Origin of the sequence: Bacillus sp. FJAT-27231, assembly GCF_001183975.1 — a bacterium.
In the GTDB taxonomy this organism is placed as follows: domain Bacteria; phylum Bacillota; class Bacilli; order Bacillales; family Domibacillaceae; genus Pseudobacillus; species Pseudobacillus wudalianchiensis.
Genome location: NZ_LFZU01000001.1, coordinates 2,831,419 through 2,852,911, shown reverse-complemented (window position 1 = coordinate 2,852,911; position 21,493 = coordinate 2,831,419). Strand labels below are relative to the sequence as shown.

19 protein-coding genes are annotated in these 21,493 nt (G+C 42.5%); 16 read left to right on the top strand and 3 right to left on the bottom strand.

Going from position 1 to position 21,493, the window contains the following annotated elements; all coding sequences use genetic code 11:
• Position 1: 1 nt before the first annotated feature.
• From AC623_RS21145 to AC623_RS13715, 6 genes are all read left to right on the top strand, one after another.
• Positions 2-136 (top strand): YpzI family protein, encoded by a 135-nt coding sequence (locus AC623_RS21145; RefSeq protein ID WP_065408956.1) that lies wholly within the window; start codon positions 2-4, stop codon positions 134-136.
• Between the two features lie 175 nt (positions 137-311).
• Positions 312-1,088 carry a hypothetical protein gene (locus AC623_RS13735; RefSeq protein WP_049663369.1) on the top strand — a complete coding sequence of 259 codons (777 nt, stop codon included), beginning with the start codon at positions 312-314 and terminating at the stop codon, positions 1,086-1,088.
• Between the two features lie 3 nt (positions 1,089-1,091).
• Positions 1,092-1,475, top strand: a complete 384-nt coding sequence (locus tag AC623_RS13730) for a GntR family transcriptional regulator (protein ID WP_049663367.1) — start codon at positions 1,092-1,094, stop codon at positions 1,473-1,475.
• Positions 1,468-2,154 (top strand): ABC transporter ATP-binding protein, encoded by a 687-nt coding sequence (locus tag AC623_RS13725; protein ID WP_049663366.1) that lies wholly within the window; start codon positions 1,468-1,470, stop codon positions 2,152-2,154. The genes AC623_RS13730 and AC623_RS13725 overlap by 8 nt, the downstream gene beginning before the upstream one ends.
• Positions 2,155-2,168: 14 nt before the next feature.
• A complete protein-coding gene (locus AC623_RS13720) occupies positions 2,169-3,089 on the top strand; it encodes an ABC transporter ATP-binding protein (RefSeq protein WP_049663364.1) in 921 nt (306 codons plus the stop codon).
• On the top strand, positions 3,089-4,036 hold the full coding sequence (locus tag AC623_RS13715; RefSeq protein WP_049663363.1) for an ABC transporter permease: 948 nt from the start codon (positions 3,089-3,091) through the stop codon (positions 4,034-4,036). The genes AC623_RS13720 and AC623_RS13715 overlap by 1 nt, the downstream gene beginning before the upstream one ends.
• A gap of 59 nt (positions 4,037-4,095) precedes the next feature.
• Here AC623_RS13715 and AC623_RS13710 read toward each other — a convergent pair whose 3' ends face one another.
• Together AC623_RS13710 and AC623_RS13705 are read right to left on the bottom strand one after the other, a co-directional pair.
• Positions 4,096-4,899 carry a DUF2935 domain-containing protein gene (locus tag AC623_RS13710; protein WP_442853538.1) on the bottom strand — a complete coding sequence of 268 codons (804 nt, stop codon included), beginning with the start codon at positions 4,897-4,899 and terminating at the stop codon, positions 4,096-4,098.
• Between the two features lie 108 nt (positions 4,900-5,007).
• Entirely contained in the window at positions 5,008-6,273 is a 1,266-nt protein-coding gene (locus AC623_RS13705) for a replication-associated recombination protein A (RefSeq protein ID WP_049663361.1), read from the bottom strand.
• Positions 6,274-6,427: 154 nt separating this feature from the next.
• Between AC623_RS13705 and AC623_RS13700 the strand changes: the two genes are divergently transcribed.
• From AC623_RS13700 to AC623_RS22130, 7 genes are all read left to right on the top strand, one after another.
• Positions 6,428-7,105 carry a YczE/YyaS/YitT family protein gene (locus AC623_RS13700; protein WP_049663359.1) on the top strand — a complete coding sequence of 226 codons (678 nt, stop codon included), beginning with the start codon at positions 6,428-6,430 and terminating at the stop codon, positions 7,103-7,105.
• Positions 7,102-7,524 (top strand): cysteine metabolism transcriptional regulator CymR, encoded by a 423-nt coding sequence (gene cymR / locus AC623_RS13695; RefSeq protein WP_049663358.1) that lies wholly within the window; start codon positions 7,102-7,104, stop codon positions 7,522-7,524. The genes AC623_RS13700 and cymR overlap by 4 nt, the downstream gene beginning before the upstream one ends.
• 15 nt (positions 7,525-7,539) lie before the next feature.
• Positions 7,540-8,685, top strand: coding sequence for a cysteine desulfurase family protein (locus AC623_RS13690; protein WP_049663357.1), 1,146 nt, complete (start codon positions 7,540-7,542; stop codon positions 8,683-8,685).
• 35 nt (positions 8,686-8,720) lie between these two features.
• On the top strand, positions 8,721-9,836 hold the full coding sequence (mnmA, locus tag AC623_RS13685; protein ID WP_049663356.1) for a tRNA 2-thiouridine(34) synthase MnmA: 1,116 nt from the start codon (positions 8,721-8,723) through the stop codon (positions 9,834-9,836).
• Between the two features lie 395 nt (positions 9,837-10,231).
• Positions 10,232-11,953 (top strand): urocanate hydratase, encoded by a 1,722-nt coding sequence (gene hutU, locus AC623_RS13680; RefSeq protein ID WP_049663354.1) that lies wholly within the window; start codon positions 10,232-10,234, stop codon positions 11,951-11,953.
• 166 nt (positions 11,954-12,119) lie between these two features.
• Positions 12,120-13,475 (top strand): YjiH family protein, encoded by a 1,356-nt coding sequence (locus AC623_RS13675; RefSeq protein ID WP_053104144.1) that lies wholly within the window; start codon positions 12,120-12,122, stop codon positions 13,473-13,475.
• 302 nt (positions 13,476-13,777) lie between these two features.
• A complete protein-coding gene (locus AC623_RS22130; protein ID WP_269429921.1) occupies positions 13,778-13,900 on the top strand; it encodes a hypothetical protein in 123 nt (40 codons plus the stop codon).
• Positions 13,901-14,039: 139 nt separating this feature from the next.
• Here AC623_RS22130 and AC623_RS13670 read toward each other — a convergent pair whose 3' ends face one another.
• Positions 14,040-15,749 carry a sigma-54 interaction domain-containing protein gene (locus AC623_RS13670; protein WP_082174426.1) on the bottom strand — a complete coding sequence of 570 codons (1,710 nt, stop codon included), beginning with the start codon at positions 15,747-15,749 and terminating at the stop codon, positions 14,040-14,042.
• A gap of 395 nt (positions 15,750-16,144) precedes the next feature.
• On the opposite strand from AC623_RS13670, the gene hutU (AC623_RS13665) reads away from it, so the two are divergent.
• The 3 genes from hutU (AC623_RS13665) (at position 16,145) to hutI (ending at position 21,490) form a co-directional block, all read left to right on the top strand.
• Positions 16,145-17,866, top strand: a complete 1,722-nt coding sequence (gene hutU, locus AC623_RS13665) for a urocanate hydratase (protein ID WP_049663353.1) — start codon at positions 16,145-16,147, stop codon at positions 17,864-17,866.
• Positions 17,867-18,315: 449 nt separating this feature from the next.
• Complete coding sequence (locus AC623_RS13660; RefSeq protein ID WP_049663352.1) at positions 18,316-19,794, top strand: amino acid permease; 1,479 nt, start codon at positions 18,316-18,318, stop codon at positions 19,792-19,794.
• A 445-nt stretch (positions 19,795-20,239) separates the two neighbouring features.
• On the top strand, positions 20,240-21,490 hold the full coding sequence (gene hutI, locus AC623_RS13655) for an imidazolonepropionase (RefSeq protein ID WP_049663350.1): 1,251 nt from the start codon (positions 20,240-20,242) through the stop codon (positions 21,488-21,490).
• The last annotated feature ends 3 nt before the right edge of the window (positions 21,491-21,493 follow it).

The window sequence follows — 21,493 nt, the reverse complement described above, 5'->3', positions numbered from 1 at the left end:
GATGGGAAAAGACCGGCAAGAAAAAAAGCTTAGAAGCCAGAAGAAAGTGGAATCCGACCGTGATCAATCATTGCATTTCGGAGGCGCTACACGGTATGAAAAGCCCGGAGAAGCTGGCAAAAGCATAAATGAATAATCACAAGCAAACTCTCTCCTTTAATCAGGAGAGAGCTTTTTACTAATAATTGAGCAGCCGCCCGAAGAGATGGGCGGCTTTCTTATTTGTTGGAAAAAATAAGAAATGTTATTGACATTAGAATCTGTCCTAGTGTACTATCTAACTAGAACACTGATACATGGAGGGATCCTATATGTTTCCAGGATTATTAAGGAAAGATTTTTTACTTATTAAAAACTATGCTTGGCTGTGGCTCATTCTTGTTTTGGCGGTATATGGCTGTGGGCTTGCGGTGGCTGCCTATTACGGAGAGTTTTTTCTTGTTTTTCCGTTTCTCTTTTTTATTTATTTTTTTCACGTAGCCCTTCTGCCAATTACAGAGATGATTTTGCTTAAAGCGGAGGAAAAAGGGCAGTACTGGCTGCATAGTACAGCGGGTGGTGTGAAGTTATTGCTGTCAAAAATTCTTGTGGCCCTTTTCCTTTTCGTTATTTCTTTAATACTTGCCGATGTTCTAGCGCTCATCTCATTAAACATTGCTTTGCCACAGGACTTTATTGATACTCCTGGAGGCGAAATACCGTATAGAGAAGGATTTTTATTGAATATAGGCCTGACGGCAGGAGCTTTATATTTTGCCGTTTGGGGATTGTTTCTTTGGGCGGTCTACCATTCACTCAATGCGTATCCCTTATTAAAAAAAGTAAGATGGGCCTTTGTGATTGCTGTCTATCTCTTCTTTCAATGGATCACGGCAAAGCTGCTGCAAATTCCATTCATTCAAAAATGGTTTGCCAGCTGGACGATCAATATTAGTGAATCCGGAACGAGGGCGTGGGGAATAGGGGGAATGCATTTTTCAATAGAAAACGGTGATATTCAAATATGGCCGATCATTCTTTCCATACTCTTTCATATTGCGTTATTTTTAGCTGCTGCCTGGCTGCTCAATCGAAAAGTAGAGGTGTAAAACATGACAGAAGAATTTCAAACATCCAAACCGATCTACCGCCAGATTGCTGACCGGATTATCCAGCAATTTGTCCGTGGTGAGATCAGCCCGGGTGAGAAGCTGCCATCTGTGAGAGAAATGGCGATTCAGTCCGGGGTGAATCCAAATACTATTCAACGAACATATGGGGAGCTAGAGCGTATGGGAGTAGTAGAAACAAAAAGAGGGCAGGGAACGTTTATGACGGAACAAATAGAGATGAAAAGGCAGTTAAGAACAGAAATTCAGCGAGAAATGATTGAGATGTTTATACAAAATATGCGAGGTATTGGTGTGGAGGACAGAGAGATCACGGAAGCGGTCGAACAGGCTTTAATGGGGAAGGGGACGGCTGAAAATGATTGAATTGAGAGATGTGACGAAGGAATATGGAAAGCGAAAAGCATTGCATGACATTAATTTGCGCTTTGAAACAGGCAAGATATATGGCATCCTCGGACCAAACGGAAGTGGGAAATCTACTATGATGAAAATGGCGGCAGGTCTCGTGTTTCCATCAAAAGGTGAAATCATGATTAACGGCCGGCTAGTAGACCGCCATATTGCCCGGGATGTTGCTTATTTATCGAGCGAAGGAATGCTCTATCCCAGCTTAACTGTGGAGCAAATGATTCAATTTTTTGCTTCTCAGTATGAAGACTTTTCTATGAACAAAGCGGAAGAGCTGCTTGAATTTATGAGCCTTGAACGTCATCAAAAAACAGCAAAATTATCGAAAGGACAGCAAGGGCGCTTGAAATTATTGCTTGTCTTATCACGTGAAGCGCCTGTTCTTCTGCTGGATGAGCCGTTTCTTGGGCTGGATCCGATGGTAAGAGACACAATCGTGAAAGGGCTCGTTTCTTTTATTGACTTTGGGAAGCAGACAGTGATCATTACGACTCATGAAATTACGGAGATTGAGCCAGTGCTCGAGGAAGCCATTATTTTAGACGAGGGCAGGGTGCATGCTCGCTGCCATGTTGAAGCACTCCGCGAGGAAGAAGGCTTATCGGTGCTCCAGTGGCTAAAAAGTAATTATTAAAAGGGGACTCGACTATGACTGCGTTAGTAGAATTGAAAGAGGTTTCGAAAATGATTAAGGGAAAGAAAATTATCGATTCGCTAAGCTTTACCATCCGAGCCGGTGAGGTCTTTGGGTTTCTCGGTCCAAATGGTGCGGGGAAAACGACAACCATCCGGATGATGGTTGGACTGATGAAGCTGACGGAAGGAGATATTGTCATTTGCGGACACAGTATTCAAAAGGATTTTGAAAAAGCTGTTCGTCACATTGGAGCCATTGTCGAAAACCCGGAGATGTATAAATTTTTAACAGGCTATCAAAATTTGCAGCAGTATGCGCGTATGCAAAAAGGCATCACGAAAGAGAGAATCAATGAGGTCGTTCAGCTTGTCGGCCTTAGTGACCGTATTCACGATAAAGTGAAAACCTATTCGCTCGGTATGCGCCAGCGTCTAGGCATCGCTCAATCATTGCTGCACAGCCCGAAAATTTTAATCCTAGATGAACCAACAAATGGACTCGATCCCGCAGGCATTAAAGAAATACGCCAATACATTCGTGGTTTAGCAGAAAAGGAAGGAATGGCTGTTATTGTATCAAGCCACTTGCTATCAGAGATGGAAATGATGTGTGACCGGATTGGCATTATTCAAAAAGGCCGGCTCATCCACGTTCAATCAGTCCATGATTGGATGAACGATGGCCGCGAATCTTACTCGATTGAAGTAGACCATGCAGATACAGCTGCTAAGTTAACGACGGCTTTGTTCCCGGATATTCGCGTTAAAATAGCAGGCAAAAGTCTATCTGTTGAAGCAGATAAAGAGCAAATTCCTGACTTAATCCGCTTACTCGCCTCTAAGAATATAAGAGTCTATGAAGTCAAACTGTTATCTAAAACGTTAGAAGAAAGGTTTTTAGAAATAACTGAAAAACAGGGGGCGGTGAGCTGATGATCCGTTTAATTCAAAATGAATGGATTAAAATTTTCAAGCGGCCGGGCACGTATGTCATGATTGGCCTTCTTATCCTGATGGCTTGTATGTTTGCTGGATTTACAAAGTACGATGAAAACAGACAAAAAGAACCGGCTAGCTGGCAGCAAGTTGTGCAAGCAGAGAATGCCGCTTATGAAAAAGAAATGACAGAAGGCACTCACTTGTCAAAAGACCGTAAAGACTATTTACAAGGACAAATAAAGATCAATGAGTATCGGCTTGAACATAATCTGCCGGCAGATACGAAAAAGACCACGTGGTCTTTTATTGAAGACAATAGTCAATTACTCAGCTTGGCCGGTTTGTTTATGATTATTATTGCTGCTGGGATCGTGGCCGGCGAATACACGTGGGGAACAGTAAAAATGCTTTTAATCCGTCCCATCAGCCGTCCGAAAATTCTTTTCTCTAAATATGCAGCCGTTGTCCTGTTCGGACTGTTTATGATTTCAGTGTTGTTCGTTGTATCTGCTTTAATCGGCGCTGTTCTCTTTGGCTCTTCTGAAACTTCTGTGCATTTTGCATACGAAGGTGGGAAAGTGATGGAGCAAAATCTGTTTTTATATTTGCTTAAAATTTATTTGATGAAGTCAGTGGATGTGTTTATGCTCGCGACGATGGCCTTTATGATTTCAGCCGTTTTCCGCAGCAGCTCTCTTGCTATCGGTATCTCATTATTTTTACTATTCATCGGTACAAATGTTACGATGCTCATCGCTATGAAATATGAGTGGGCAAAATATTTATTATTTGCGAATACAAACTTGCTGCAATATGAAAATGGGCAAACGCTAGTAGACGGTATGACGCTGGGGTTTTCACTGGCTATGCTTGCGGTTTATTATGCTGTCTTTCAACTGCTTGCCTTTGTTACCTTTACAAAGAGAGATGTCACTGCTTAACCGATTATATATGAACAACAAAAAGCTGCTGAGGTGAAAAATCAGCAGCTTTTCTATCATTAATCCTGTAGCCGTGGTTTTGCAGGATTACAGTTCGGTGCTTGAAGGTCAGTTGATTCAGCGAGTTTCATTAAATAGTAGCATTCTTCTCTCATCATATGATCAGCCATAAGCGGCGCAAATGTTCCCAATGCTTCCTTACTTAATCTTAATTCTTCAATTTCTTGAAGAAAGCTCATAAATAGCTTGATTTCAAGGGAGGTATCTTCGTTAAATCGTGCTAAAGCAGGGAAGGAAGATAGGTTCGTCCGTAAAAAGCCGGTCATTTCTACTGCCTTTAAGTAAAAAGCTTCGAAATCTTTTGTAAAGCTATTACTTTTTTGTTTTATTTTCTTTTCAACCTGGTCCATATTATCGGATATGGCACCGGCATGGCCAGCTGCATCCATCAGCCAAAGCAAATGGTGGTGAAGTGCATGATAAACAGGTGGAATCTTTCCTTCTTTCAAGTCATTTAATAACCGCCTATACTCATCGAGTTCATTCACCATATGATTGATAAACGTTGGTCCCAGATGGATAGACACCTTTCCGATCAGGTGTCTGCGTATAAGATCGAGTTTAAAGGCTCTTAGTTTTTGGGTTTCTTCATCAGCCAGTCTGCTAAGAGCCACTAAATGACTTTGATCAACCGCCACACTTTCGAGCAGCTGATCAAAGGTTTGGATGAAATAACGAGCCAGCTCGATGTCTCGCTGTTCTTGGGGAGCAAGCGAATCATGAATAAACCGGGCGTGGTCGCCTAATACTTGCAGCCAAAATGTATGTTCAAACGCGGCTGTTTCCTCGTAGGTTCTCATCATGTAACCTCTCCTTTTCCGATACTCTTATCATTTTATCGGAAGGCACAAGGTTGTATGACAAGTTTAAAAGGAGAAGAGCTACCTGTGCATCTTCTCCTTTTTCGAGAGTTACTTTCCCTTTTCAATCTTTGCATAAATGCCCGATAAAGCTTGTTCAAACTTTCCGGTTTGCTTCGGTTCATAATACCGTTTATTCTTTAATTTATCTGGAAGGTATTGTTGTTTCACCCAGCCGCTGTCATAGTTATGCGGATACTTATATTCAAGGCCGCGGCCAAGTTCTTTAGCGCCTGTATAATGGGCGTCTTTTAAGTGATCGGGCACGTCACCGCTTTTACCGGCACGAATATCAGAGAGGGCTGCATCAATCGCTGTAATGGCTGTATTGGACTTGGGCGACAAGCAAAGTTCGATAACGGCTGCCGCAAGAGGAATACGGGCTTCCGGAAATCCAATCTTTTCTGCGGTTTGCACAGCAGCTAGTGTTCGCTGCCCAGCTTGAGGGCTGGCAAGGCCAATGTCTTCGTAGGCCGTAACAAGCAGTCTTCTCGCTATGCTAGGCAAGTCACCGGCTTCGATTAAGCGTGCAAGGTAATGAAGAGCAGCGTTCACATCACTGCCGCGAATTGATTTTTGAAAGGCGCTAATAACATCATAATGGGCATCACCGTCTTTGTCGTGAGAAAAGCTTTTCTTTTGCAAACATTCTTCTGCTATTTCACGAGTGATAACAATTACGTTCTCTTCATTAGGAGGTGTAGACAAAACGGCGAGCTCTAGTGCATTTAACGAGCTGCGCACATCACCGCCGCTTGCTAGGGAGAAATGCTGAAGGGCACTTTCTTCTATTTTTGTATGATAATGGCCGAGGCCCCGCTCCTTATCCTGCAGAGCCCGGTTCAGAGTTTCTTCAATTTCTGCCGGTGTCAGCGGTTTTAGCTCGAAAATTTGACAGCGGCTGCGGATCGCCGGATTAATAGCGTGATAAGGATTGCTCGTTGTCGCCCCGATTAACGTAATTGCTCCATTTTCTAAAAAGGGAAGCAGAAAATCTTGCTTTCCTTTATCCAGCCGGTGAACTTCATCAAGAAGCAGGATCACTTTTCCTGACATTTTGGCTTCCGCCGCGACAATTTCCATATCTTTCTTATTGCTTGTTACTGCATTCAATGTGCGGAAGGCATATTTTGTACTGCCAGCGATTGCACTGGCAATGGATGTTTTGCCAATGCCCGGAGGACCATATAAAATCATGGAAGACAGTTGTTTAGCTGCCACCATACGCTCGATAATTTTTCCGCGGCCGACTAAGTGCTGCTGGCCGACAACTTCCTCAATTGTTCGTGGACGCATCCGAAAAGCTAGTGGTTTCATGCCTATTCCTCATTTCTTGTTTCAATTCTTTTCTTCACTGTATCATAGGAAATGAAAGTAGAGCATGTTTTTTGACCTGAATTCTATGATATAATAGCAAAAGCTGACTATAGTAAAGGTAATGAAGCAGTCCATTCAATAAGGGGAAAAATGGATGAAAAAAGAGAAGATAAGCAAACAGGGGAATATTGTGATCCGGCTAATCATTTTTACAATTGGCCTTTTATTTATGTCTCTCGGAATCGTGCTATTAATTCGCGCTAACCTTGGTGCAACACCGTGGGATGCTCTTCATGTAGGGTTATATGAACAAATTGGACTGACGGTTGGCACATGGTCGGTGCTCGTCGGTTTTTTGATTTTAGGAGCCGCTTCTTTTTACTTGCGGGAATGGCCGCAAGTGGGCGCTTATTTAAATATGGTGCTTGTCGGTGTTTTTATTGATTTCTTTTTGTGGATGCCTATTATCGCAACGCCTCACAGCTTCATTGGGAAGCTCGTCATGTTTGTCGCGGGAATTTTCGTGATGGCTTATGGGATGTCTTTTTATATTTCCGCCCAGCTTGGCGCCGGACCGCGGGACAGTTTTATGCTGGCTGTAATGAAAAAGACAGGCTGGAAAGTATCCAGCATCCGGAGAGGAATGGAGTTTATTGTATTGGCCATTGCCTGGCTGATCGGCGGACCCGTTCATTTCGGCACGTTTCTATTTAGTTTGTTAATGGGAACGGCTGTCGGAGTTTCCTTGCCGCAATGCCAGCGTTTTTCGGATATACTAATAAACAGAGTAAATGAATGGAAAAAAGATCATGACCAGGGGGTAAATATATGAGAATTTCAACTAAAGGAAGATACGGATTAACGATTATGATTGAATTGGCAAAACGACATGGCGAAGGTCCAACTTCGTTAAGAGTCATTGCGGGTGCCCATAACTTATCTGAACATTATCTTGAACAGTTAATTGCACCGCTTCGTAATTCTGGGCTTGTTCGCAGTATCCGGGGAGCTTATGGCGGATATGTACTTGGAAGAGAGCCGGAGACCATTACAGCGGGAGACGTTATTCGCGTTCTCGAAGGACCAATCAGTCTCGTAGAAGGGATTGAAGATGAAGAGCCGGCGAAACGTGAATTATGGATTAGAATTAGCGATGCGATTAAAGGTGTGCTTGAAAATACAACACTCGAAGATTTAGCAAAGCATACGGATGATAACGGACAATCCGACGCTTACATGTTCTATATATAAGGAGAGATCAGCGGAATGGAACGCATTTACCTAGACCATGCGGCAACAACTCCCATGCATCCAGAAGTGATCGAAACGGTAATGAAACAAATGAGTGATACATTTGGCAATCCGTCAAGCATCCACTCGTTTGGCCGGGCATCACGCCAAATTGTCGATGCAGCGCGGACCTCCGCGGCGGCAAGCATTGGAGCTGATTTTAATGAAATTATTTTCACGAGCGGCGGAACGGAAGCTGATAATTTAGCTATTGTTGGTACAGCACGAGCGATGAAACATCGTGGCCGTCACATTATTACTTCGGCAGTAGAGCATCATGCCGTCCTGCACACGTGTGAATATCTTGAAAAAGAAGGGTATGATGTGACGTATTTGCCGGTGGATGAAGAAGGGAGAATCTGTCTATCGGATTTAGCTTCCGCTCTGCGGGAAGATACCATTTTAGTGTCTATTATGTATGGAAATAATGAGATAGGGACAATTCAGCCAATTGCTAAGATTGGCGAGCTGCTAAAGGAGCATCAGGCGGTTTTTCACACAGATGCTGTACAAGCGTACGGAATGGTTTCCATCGATGTAAAAACCGAACATATTGATTTGTTATCGGTATCCAGCCATAAAATTAACGGTCCAAAAGGAATTGGGTTTCTCTATGCGAAAGAAGGATTGACACTAACACCTTCCCTTCTTGGCGGTGAGCAAGAGAGAAAACGAAGAGCTGGAACCGAAAATGTGCCAGCGATCGCTGGTTTTGGAAAAGCCATTGAGCTATCGATGGTTTCTATGGAAGAAAAAAGAGAGCGTTACTTGGCATTTAAAGAGCAGCTGACTCGGCTGTTAAAGGAAAAACAAGTAGAATTTTCCGTGAACGGATCGTTTGAACGTTCACTGCCTCACGTGATAAACTTAAGCTTTCCTGGAACAGATGTAGAGTCATTGCTCGTGAATTTAGATCTTGCCGGTATCGCTGCTTCAAGCGGTTCTGCTTGTACGGCAGGATCGATTGAGCCATCGCATGTTCTCGTCGCTATGTTTGGCAAAGACTCTGAGCGCCTGCGTAACTCCATCCGTTTCAGTTTTGGTATAACAAATACGAAAGAACAAATAGATGAAGCAGGAGAAGCGCTAGCGAATATTATCGCTCGTCTAACGAACAAGTAAGCGCCGTGCTCCTGCTTAGAAAGAGAGTGGACAGAATGAAAAAAGCACCGAAAGACACCCGTGTTGTTGTCGGCATGTCCGGCGGCGTGGACTCTTCGGTTGCCGCCCTTTTATTGAAGGAGCAGGGCTACGAAGTCATCGGTATTTTCATGAAAAACTGGGATGACACAGATGAGTCTGGCGTCTGCACAGCAACAGAGGATTATAATGATGTCATACGCGTATGCAATCAAATAGGCATTCCGTATTATGCCGTCAACTTTGAGAAGCAGTATTGGGAAAAGGTGTTTACTTATTTTCTTGATGAATATAAAGCCGGACGCACACCAAATCCGGATGTGATGTGTAATAAAGAAATTAAGTTTAAAGCTTTTTTAGAGCATGCGATGAGCCTGGGCGCTGATTATCTTGCAACAGGTCATTATGCGCGGGTAGACCATAGCGGTGAAGAAGTAAAAATGCTTCGCGGTCTTGACGAAAACAAGGATCAAACCTATTTTTTGAATCAGCTGCAGCAAAGCCAGCTTGAAAAAGTGCTTTTTCCAATCGGAGATATTGATAAGAAGCGTGTGCGTGAAATTGCAGCGGAAGCAGGTCTTGCAACAGCGGCGAAAAAAGACAGCACAGGCATTTGCTTTATTGGAGAACGCAATTTCAAGGAATTTTTAAGTGGTTATCTGCCAGCACAGCCAGGGCTGATGACAACGATGGATGGAGAAGTAAAAGGCCATCACGATGGATTAATGTATTACACAATCGGACAGCGTCACGGCCTTGGCATTGGTGGATCAGGAGAGCCGTGGTTCGTAGTAGGAAAGGATTTGGAGAAAAACGTGCTTTACGTTGAGCAAGGGTTTCATAATGATCTTCTTTACTCTACTTCATTGATTGCTGATCAAGTGAGCTGGATTTCCAATCAACCAAAGCCGCAATCGTTTGAATGTACAGCAAAGTTCCGTTATCGCCAGCAAGATAATAAAGTAACCGTGCATTTGCTGGAAGATGGAAAAGTGAAGGTTGATTTCCATGAACCGGTTCGCGCTATTACACCTGGACAAGCTGCCGTATTTTATAACGGAGAAGAATGCCTTGGCGGTGCGACAATTGATCAAGTATTTAAAGATGGAACAAGACTAACATATGTCGGGTAAAGAGACGACTGAAAGCCTTTAAAGCAGATTTTGCTTTAAAGGCTTTCTTTTTTTTGTGCGAGAACTGCAATATTTTTGGCAGTATGCTCCTAACAAGGGATAGGTGCATAATTTATCTGCACAGCCCATGGTCTAGATGATAAGCGGTCGTGTTGCCTAGATGTGAATGCATTCTTTCTTGACATGCAGACGACCTCTGCGTTTTTTTGAACTTTGTTTCCTTGAAACTGGGGAGGGGGACCGTTGAGACAGAGAAAGAAGGTGATAAAAAGACCGCTGTAACAACGGTTTTTTGGAAAACAATAAAAATTCGGGGTGATGTGGCTATGTTGGCACACGACTTGCTATATATAAAACGAGCATGAATAACATTTAACACTTAGGGGGAAAACACAATGTCAACACCAGAAATTTTGTATTCAGTAAAAGCACAAAGAGGACCGGAACTCCGCTGTAAAGGCTGGAGACAGGAAGCGATCCTTCGGATGCTGGAAAACAATATGGAAAATGCAGAAAAACCAGAAGAGCTGGTCATCTACGGAGGGATCGGAAAAGCCGCTCGTAACTGGGAATCCTACCATGCGATTGTGAAATCTCTAAAGGAATTAGAAGATGATGAAACATTGGTTGTTCAATCCGGGATGCCAGTAGCGGTGTTTAAAACACACAAATACGCACCGACTGTTGTCATGGCAACAACGAACATTATGAAAGCAGACTGGCCGACATTCTATGATTTACAAGATAAAAACTTAACGATTTATGCAAACTATACAGCGGCTCCATGGGAGTACATCGGTACACAAGGGGTCATCCAAGGAACGTTTGAAACATTATCCGCGATTGCCCGCTTGCACTACAATGACTCGCTTATCGGAAAAATCTTGTTAACAGCGGGTGCCGGCGGAATGGGCGGAAACCAAACAAGAGCGATGACGATGCATGGCGGGGTAGCCATCCTTTGTGACTCGAATGTAGACATCATCAACCGCCGTATTGAAAAAGGCTTCATTGATACGTTAGCTGGCTCTTTGGATGAAGCGATTGAGATGGCGCAAAAAGCAGCAGCTGAGGGCAAGCCGCTTGGCGTAGCGGTGGTCGGAAACGCAGCGGATGTATTCGAAGAAGTGCTGGAAAAAGGCTTCAGACCGGATATCACGACGTCGATGACGCCAGCTCATGACCCGATTTCTTACTTGCCTTCCGGCTATACAGTCGAAGAAGCAGAACAGCTTCGTGACACAGATCGCAATCTGTATTTACAAAAAGCACGCGAAACGATGATCCGTGAATTGAAAGCGCTCATCAAATTCTTGGATATGGGGGTTCATTCCTTTGAATACGGAACAAGCATCCGTAAAGAATGTATCGACGCTGGAATGGATGAGAAAGAAGCGAAACGCCTTCCAGGCTTCGTAGCCGAGTATATCCGTCCGCTCTTCTGTGAAGGCCGTGGACCTTTCCGCTGGGTGTGCTTATCTGGAGATCCGGAAGATTTAAAAAAGATCGATGACATGATCTTAGAGAAGTTCAGCGATGACCTGCTTGTGACACGCTGGATCAAATTGGCGAAAGAGCATATTCCGATTGAAGCTCTTCCAGCTCGTATTTGTTACATGGGCTTTGGCCAGCGTAAAGCGTTCGCGTTAGAAGTCAACGACATGATCCGCCGCGGCGAATTGTCTGGACCGGTTGCGTTCTCTCGTGACAACTTAGATTCCGGTTCGATCGTGAACCCGACATTTGAATCGGAAAACATGAAGGACGGCGGGGACTTAATCTCTGACTGGCCGGTATTGAACGGTTTATTGAATGCCGTAGGCATGTGTGATTTGATTGCCCTGCAAGCGAACTACTCGATGGGAGAAGCCGTTCATACAGGTGTAACCATGGTGGCCGATGGAACAGCAGAGTCTGATATGAGATTAGAAGTGGCGATGACAGTTGATTCTGGTATCGGGGTTGTCCGCCATGCGCAGGCCGGCTATGAAATTGCGAAAGACGTAGCGAATGGCAAAGGAAAATTAACGGACGAAAGCATCAAGATTCCATTATGGTGGACACCAACCGCTACTTTTGGTCCGAAAGATCTGAAAAAGGAAGACGTAAAAGCATAAAGAGTTAAAAAGAATAAGCACAGAGATCCAACTGCTTTTAAAGAAGGGTCTCTGTCCTTCTTTTTTTCATCCTTGTTGTCACTAAAAGTAAAAGGGTTATGCTTAACTTTTAGTGATCGGTATTCTGCCAATGGACGAAAACTTTACAGATGCAAGGGGCGAGGATATGAACGAAATCCAAAAGACAGTTAACAATGAGGTCACTGGCACGGCTAAAGAACAAGAGCCAAAGATTTATTCGGTTCAGAATATATTGAAGTTCACTTTCTTTAGTGCGATCGGAATCTTTATGTTTTTTGTTCCTATTGAGATAAACGACAAGAGTTCCATCCCCCTGGATCATTTAGTGACATGGATTCGTGAATCGTTGGGCAAGGGAGTTTCCTATTACACGATCGTTCTCGTTGTATTAGGAGCCATTTATCCCTTTTATAAAAAAACATGGAATAGAAGCCCGGTGGAAATGGTTATTTCCTTCTTTAAGATATTAGGATTAGCAGCAGCTGTTCTTGTTTTATTCAAGACTGGACCAGCGTGGTTGTTAGCTGAGGATATGGGCCCCTACTGGTTTTACAAGTTACTTATTCCGATTGGCGTTCTTGTGCCAGTTGGTGCTGTATTTTTAGCGCTTCTCGTTGGATATGGACTGCTTGAGTTTATTGGAATTTTCATGCAGCCTATTATGCGGCCGATATGGAAGACCCCGGGCCGTTCAGCCATTGATGCTGTCGCTTCTTTTGTGGGAAGCTATTCAATCGGTTTGTTGATCACCAACCGTATTTATAAGGAAGGAAAGTATACAAAGAAAGAAGCCATTATTATTGCCACTGGTTTTTCCACTGTATCCGCTACTTTTATGATCGTTGTTGCGAAAACGCTAGATTTAATGTCTATTTGGAATTTATATTTCTGGTTGACGTTCTTAGTAACCTTTGCTGTGACAGCTATTACGGTGAGAATTTGGCCCATTAATAAAATGAGTGATGATTATTACACTGAAGAAGGATTTCCTGAAGAAAGAATTGAAAAGAACCGACTTCGCTACGCTTGGGAGCAGGCGATGCTGACAGCCCATCATGCACCTAAATTAAAAGATAATGTACTGGAAAATGTAAAAGACGGCTTTGTCATGGCTATGGGGATTTTGCCTTCTATCATGTCCATTGGATTATTAGGTCTCCTGTTAGCTAATCATACGCCTGTTTTTGATTATGCCGCCTATATTTTTTATCCGCTTACAGCACTGTTGCACATTCCGGATGCTTTCCTTGCTGCTAAGGCAGCAGCTATTAATTTGGTAGATATGTTTTTGCCATCATTAGTTGTGTTAGAGGCCAGCCTAGAGACACGGTTTATTATCGCTTCTCTTTCTATTTCAACGATTCTTTTTTTCTCTGCTTTAATCCCATGTATTCTCTCAACAGAAATACCGCTTAAGATGAGCCATATACTGGCTATTTGGTTCTTACGGACGGTATTAACATTGGTGATGATCACCCCGATTGCTTTTTTAGTTTTATAAAAGAGCTAGAGAAAGTACAACAGTAGATGTTATAGTCCATCGTGCAGTATATAAACAAAGAAGGCAGAGGTTCGAATAAAATGGATCTCTGCCATTCTTTTTAATTTTAATGGTTAGTACACCATGAATGTTTCGCTCTTTATGTACTTGCAAAATAGTAAGGGATAGCAGAGAAAGTTTATGAAATTGCGCAAACCTATCAAGTAGATATGAGATTGGCCGGCTATAAAAGGTAAAACAACATAAGCTGTACTTTGGCGAGGATGGACAAACCTTAATAAAGTTAAATGGAGAAAATTTTTGTGTGGGTCATCACAGTTCATTCTAAAGACAGTATACAAGTGTTTGAATTTGATACAGAGAAGGAAGCAAAGGAAGCTTTAGCGGCTATTCAAGATTATAAAATTTTAATGATGAATCTTTAGTGAGGTCGTGACTGTTAGAGTTATTTAAGTAGAGGGGGTTTATACGTCCTGCTGTTTTTATAAGTGTTGTGATCTCTTGGAAGACTGTCTCAAAGACCGGTAAATAACGGATCTTTAAGACAGTCATTTTCTTTTCTGCTTAATTTGGTTTGATGAGACCGTGCTTTTTAATATGATATTGCAAACTTTGGCGGGTAATCCCTAGAGTTCTAGCGGCTTTTGAGATATTCCAGTTCGTTTGCTCTAATACCATTTGAATATAATGTTCCTGGGAATTTGTAAAGATGGATTTGAAAGGTCTATTCATGACTTCTTTTTCCTTGGCAGATTTATTTTTTCGATCGGATAAAACTTTTCTGCGCAAATAAGCAGGAAGATGATCAACGTCAATAATGGAATCGTTTTCACTTACCCGGATCATCAAGTTTTCAATTAAGTGTTCTAGCTCACGAGTGTTACCCGGCCAAGGATAGTGAAGAAGAGCAGCACGCAATGTCTTGGACAGACCCGGCATTGTTTTAGAAAACTTTTTTTGATAAGAGCTTAAGAAATAGTCTATGAAAAAGTGAATGTCTTCTGGCCGTTCCCGTAAAGGGGGAATATAAAGGCTTGTACGAGCAATTCGATAAAATAAATCCAACCGCATTTTATCTTCTGCGATTAGCTTTTCAGGATCTTCATTGGAGGCACTAATGACTGTACACTTTACAGGCGTCACATCATTAGAACCGACTCTTCTGACTAAACGTTCTTGCAAAACCCGCATTAATTTAGATTGCAAAGTCATCGGCATCGAATTGATTTCATCAAGGAACAGGGTGCCGTCTTTTGCATACTCAAATAAGCCTACTTGATTCGTCGCGCCGGTAAAAGCTCCTTTAACTGTACCGAAGAGCGTACTTTCTAATAAATTTTCAGGAATAGCCGCACAGTTAATAGCAACAAATGGGCTTTCTGCTCTTGGGCTATAGTTGTGCATGCTTTGGGCAAACAACTCTTTGCCTGTACCTGTTTCACCAACAATTAAAGTATCTGTATTATGAAGAGCGATATTTTCGGCTTCGTTAATTAAGTTTTTTAACGCAAGGCTTTTGCCTTTTATGTCGTTAAAGGTAAACGTAGTGCCATTTTTTGTCTCCGCTGATTGTTCATCTTTATCGACAATCTGTCTTTTTAGTTCAATCGTTTGATGAAGACGGTCTTTCAGTTTCGATTCGTTTGTACTTAATGAAAAAACAGCAATGGTTTCTCCATCTTTCTGAATAGGGAAAGTACTGTAATTTACATACTTTGGGTTTCCGTTAACAGTGGAGTGAGCGCGATATCTAGAAAAGATTGGTTTTCCTGTTTTGAAGATATGAGCGTGCTCGGAATATTGCGGATTATAATTGTAAACGGACCATAAGTGCTTTCCGGTAATTTCCTCGCTATTTAAGCCTTCCATTTTTTCTTGTGCTGCATTATATAAAGCAATCTTTCCTTCATAATTGCTCATCATGACACCCTCATCTAATGACTCGATAATTTTTTCAAGGCAATAGGATCGGATCGTTGGATTAGACATTAAATCGGTCATATCCTCTATGCACAAGACGATATACGTCTCTTCTGCGGTGAAATTTCTAACTTTAACCGAGAGTTTTCGGTTATCCATTACAAAAGGAAAGGTTTCATTCTCTATAAATTTCACTTCTTCACAAGGAAGAAAGTCCAAAATAGAAGATCCTGCTGTTATGTTCAATGGGATGTCTTTATTGACGTCACACCATAGCACTTTATAGTCTTTATTCAGCACGATGACTCCGTCTACAAAACTTTTTATTAGCGACCCAATTGATGCTGCAATCAAATTCCTTACCTCCTGTTCTGCACGTATGGCTTTAAATATAACATTTATTTAAACTTTTTTGAATAATCTGGCTTCTATTTTTGTTTGCACCCATTAGAACAGTCTGCATGCAATGTTTATCTGCATGCGATTTTTTTGTAATCGTTTACATGTTTTTTGTTTTTTCTAGTGAAATTACCCAACAATATGCAAACAATCTCTGCGTTTTTTAAAAGAAAATTTACCTTATTTTAGAAATGAAAGAAAGCAAAAAAATAAGAGAACTAGGAAAAAGGCTATTATACCGGCTTTCTTTTAGAGAAACAGATAATTTGACCTAGTACGGCTCTCTTGGCATGCGACTTGCTATATATAGAACGAGCATGAACAACATTTAACACTTAGGGGGAAACACAATGTCAACACCAGAAATTTTGTATTCAGTAAAAGCACAAAGAGGACCGGAACTCCGCTGTAAAGGCTGGAGACAGGAAGCGATCCTTCGGATGCTGGAAAACAATATGGAAAATGCAGAAAAACCAGAAGAGTTGGTCATCTATGGAGGGATCGGAAAAGCCGCTCGTAACTGGGAATCCTACCATGCGATTGTGAAATCTCTAAAGGAATTAGAAGATGATGAAACATTGGTTGTTCAATCCGGGATGCCAGTAGCGGTGTTTAAAACACACAAATACGCACCGACTGTTGTCATGGCAACAACGAACATTATGAAAGCAGACTGGCCGACATTCTATGATTTACAAGATAAAAACTTAACGATTTATGCAAACTATACAGCGGCTCCATGGGAGTACATCGGTACACAAGGGGTCATCCAAGGAACGTTTGAAACATTATCCGCGATTGCCCGCTTGCACTACAATGACTCGCTTATCGGAAAAATCTTGTTAACAGCGGGTGCCGGCGGAATGGGCGGAAACCAAACAAGAGCGATGACGATGCATGGCGGGGTAGCGATCCTTTGTGACTCGAATGTAGACATCATCAACCGCCGTATTGAAAAAGGCTTCATTGATACGTTAGCTGGCTCTTTGGATGAAGCGATTGAGATGGCGCAAAAAGCAGCAGCTGAGGGCAAGCCGCTTGGCGTAGCGGTGGTCGGAAACGCAGCGGATGTATTCGAAGAAGTACTGGAAAAAGGCTTCAGACCGGATATCACGACGTCGATGACGCCAGCTCATGACCCGATTTCTTACCTGCCTTCCGGCTATACAGTCGAAGAAGCAGAACAGCTTCGTGACACAGATCGTAATCTGTATTTGCAAAAAGCACGCGAAACGATGGTCCGTGAATTGAAAGCGCTCATCAAATTCTTGGATATGGGGGTTCATTCCTTTGAATACGGAACAAGCATCCGTAAAGAATGTATCGACGCTGGAATGGATGAGAAAGAAGCGAAACGCCTTCCAGGCTTCGTAGCCGAGTATATCCGTCCGCTCTTCTGTGAAGGCCGTGGACCTTTCCGCTGGGTGTGCCTATCTGGAGATCCGGAAGATTTAAGAAAGATCGACGACATGATCTTAGAGAAGTTCAGCGATGACCTGCTTGTGACACGCTGGATCAAATTGGCGAAAGAGCATATTCCGATTGAAGCTCTTCCAGCTCGTATTTGTTACATGGGCTTTGGCCAGCGTAAAGCGTTCGCGTTAGAAGTCAACGACATGATCCGCCGCGGCGAATTGTCTGGACCGGTTGCGTTCTCTCGTGACAACTTAGATTCCGGTTCGATTGTGAACCCGACATTTGAGTCGGAAAACATGAAGGACGGCGGGGACTTAATTTCTGACTGGCCGGTATTGAACGGTTTATTGAATGCCGTAGGCATGTGTGATTTGATTGCCCTGCAAGCGAACTACTCGATGGGAGAAGCCGTTCATACAGGTGTAACCATGGTGGCCGATGGAACAGCGGAGTCTGATATGAGATTAGAAGTGGCGATGACAGTTGATTCTGGTATCGGGGTTGTCCGCCATGCGCAGGCCGGCTATGAAATTGCGAAAGACGTAGCGAATGGCAAAGGAAAATTAACGGACGAAAGCATCAAGATTCCATTATGGTGGACGCCAACCGCTACTTTCGGTCCGAAAGATCTGAAAAAAGAAGACGCTAAAGCGTAACATTTGTAAAAGTAAAATGGTAGAGGCCTGAACAACCTCTGCCATTCTTTATCCTTCATAATGTCCTGGGAAGATTAAAATTGGAAAAATAATTGAACGATTTCTAGAAAGGAGTTGATGAGCCGCAATTCTAGTAGAAACTAACTCACTGTAGGAATTCGAGAGAAAAAGAAGTTTTTTAGCATGAAATGATAACGCTTTCTTAACGGCGATCTATCAAATGGTTAAGCTGTCCTCTTTATTGAGCCATTCAAATATCTTAAATAGCCCGTAGATCATGCAGTCATACAAGGGGCTGTATAAAAAGTTGTATGGCAGAGGCAGCAAATAAAAGAAATAGATAGGTAGAGTTCATAGGTTAGCGTTCGGCTGCTTTCGAGAGAGGCAAGTAACTCGTTTTTTCTCACGAAGCAGCGCATGTTTTCAGTAAATTAAAAAGGGGTGTTAGTTTGGAGAATCAACAACCGCAAGTATCGTCAATAGTAGAAGAACATGGGTCGACGGCTAATTTACACAAAAAGTTAAAGGCGCGCCACCTTACGATGATTGCATTGGGTGGTACGATCGGAACTGGAATTTTTCTTGGAACCGGTCCGGCCATCCATACAGCAGGACCAGGCGGGGTTTTACTTGCGTATGGCGTAATTGGCCTAATGGTTTATTTTGTTATGACCAGTCTTGGAGAGTTAGCCTCCTTTATGCCGACAAGCGGTTCGATTAGTACGTATGCAACACGATTTATTGATCCCGCTCTTGGGTTTGCGTTCGGTTGGAATTATTGGTTCTCCTGGGCTATGACACTCGCAGCAGAACTATCCGCTTCTGCCCTTATCATGAAATATTGGTTTCCAGACAGCTCATCATTGTTATGGAGCGCAGTGTTTCTAGTGTTTCTTTTCTCCTTAAACATTTTATCTGTTAAAGGGTTTGGTGAAGGTGAGTATTGGTTTTCATTTATTAAGGTGGCAACGATTATTATTTTCATCGGTGTTGGGACATTGATGATCTTTGGAATTATGAATGGTGAGCCAGCCGGTTTTAAAAACTTTACTATAGGAGAAGCTCCATTTGTAGGAGGCACTCTTGGCACGATAAGCATATTGTTAATTGCGGGCTTTTCCTTCTCGGGGACAGAGGCCATCGGCGTCGCTGCTGGAGAGAGTGAGAATCCGACGAAGAATATACCGCGTGCAGTGCGTACTGTTTTTTGGAGGATCCTTTTATTCTACGTATTAGCGATCGTCATCATCTCGTTTCTCATTCCTTATACGAATGAAAGTCTTCAAGATTCTTCCGTTATGGCTAGTCCATTTACCATTGTATTTGAAAAAGCGGGGCTTGCCTTTGCAGCTTCGGCTATGAATGCGGTCATTTTGACGTCCGTGTTATCTGCTGGTAATGGATGTCTTTACGTAACAAGCCGAATTATGTATGCCATGGCTCAAGACGGACAAGCGCCTCAATTTTTAGCGAAAGTAAACAAACGAGGTGTTCCTGTAAGGGCGCTAGTCGCCACAGCGATTATTGGAATGTTAGCGTTTTTAGCTTCTATTTTTGGTGATGGAACTATTTACGTCTGGCTTATGAATTCGGTTGGAATCACAACTTTTATCTTTTGGCTCGGCATTGCTATAAGCCATTACCGTTTCCGAAAAGCATATGTTGCACAAGGCCGTTCACTGGAGGATCTTCCTTATCGTGCAAAATGGTTCCCTTATGGACCACTGTTTGCGATTGCCCTTTGTTTATTTATCCTGCTTGGGCAGAATCTTGAAGGTTTTATTACTGGAAATATTAATTTGACAAGTGTCTTGGCTGCTTATATCGGCCTTCCAATATTTCTCGCATTATGGCTTGGATATAAATTTATAAAGAAAACGAAAGTGATCCCGTTAGAAGAATGTAAGTTTGATTTTAAGGAGCAGTAAGACATTAATTGCAGGTGGACATCAAAAACATCGAATGAGATTTTGTACTGGAGAGAGTAAGAGGTTTCATTCGATGTTTTATGAAGAAGCCTGCTATTGAGTATCTGAATTACATAGTTTTTAACCTTGATGCCTCTTGATTAGCTTTTTTCAAGCTTACCTCTGCATGCAAGTTTATTTGCACCCGAATAAGGTTGATATGGAAGGTGTTATGAATGATTTAAGCATAACGAAAGAAATGACATGCAAATTTTATCTGCGTTTTTGCGTGGGGTTTTAATAAGAGGATTCCTATTTTGATAAGATGTTTCAATTTTTTTTCGTTAGTAAAACTTTCTAAGTCCATTAAATCTTAAATAAAATGGATGAATTTTAAATATTGGCACAAAACATGCATTAATAAATGGTATAGAGTCTAGTATTTTTTTGAGGAGGTAAGGGATCCGTGTCTGAAACAAAGGTAAAGACAAAGGTTGACTTAGTGATCAGTAATGCAGCAGAAGTAGTGACTTGTGCGGGAGAAGGCATGGGGGATATCGGAGTACTGACAAATGCTTGGATTGCCGTTAAAGGAGATAAGATTGTCGGAACTGGATCCCAAGAAGAAATAATAAATAATTTTGATATAAATCAAGCAGATCGGATCGATGCAGCAGGAAAGGTCGTTGCACCAGGTTTTGTTGATGCGCATACCCACTTGGTTTTTTACGGAACGCGGGTGGAAGAATATGCAGCTAAGCTAACGGGTGCTGATTCGGCAAAATTGAGAAAACTCGGTTTGACGATGGGGCCTAACCGGACAGTTGAGCTTACACGCAACCAGCCGGAAGAAGAGTTGTTCCAACAGTCCAAAAAGCGTTTGCTTACGATGTTAGATTACGGGATTACAACAGTTGAAAGCAAGAGCGGCTACGGGCTCACAACGGAAAGTGAAATTAAGATTCTTGAAGTGAGCAAAAGACTGGATGAAGAAACGCCGCTGGATGTCCTGCACACATTTTTAGGAGCACATGGCTTCCCTGAAAACTTAACAAAAGAGGAATATTTGGACGTCATTATTAATGAGATGATTCCACAAGTAGGCGAGCGTAAACTAGCCCAGTTCTGTGACGTATGGTGTGATGATGGTTATTTCACAGCAGAAGAGTCGGAACAAATCTTAAGGGCAGGCTTAAAATATGGAATGAAACCGAAGATTCATGCTGATGCCTATTCTTATATTGGCGGCTCTGATTTAGCAGCAGATATGAAAATGGTTTCTGTTGATCATTTAAACTATACGCCTGTTGAGGTGATGGAACGGCTTGCTGAAACGCAAGTAACGGGTGTATTAATGCCTGCTTTGGATTTTGCCGTTAGTCACAAGCGTCCTTTTGAGGCTCGGAAGATGCTGGACTTGGGCATGAAGATTGCGTTAGCGACGGACCTTTGTCCAGCTTGCTACACAGAATCCATGCAGTTTGTTATTAATCTAGCTTGCCGTTTGTATAAGTTTTCTGTAGAAGAGGCACTGAAGGCAGCCACTTATGGCGGTGCACAGGCTCTCGATTTAAATGATAGAGGTGTTATTGAGGAAGGAAAGCTGGCAGACTTGCAAATTTGGGATGTACCGACATACAAGCACATTGCATACGAACTTGGAACGAACATTGTAGAAACCGTGATTAAAAGCGGAAAAGTGGTTGTAAACCGTTAGTTG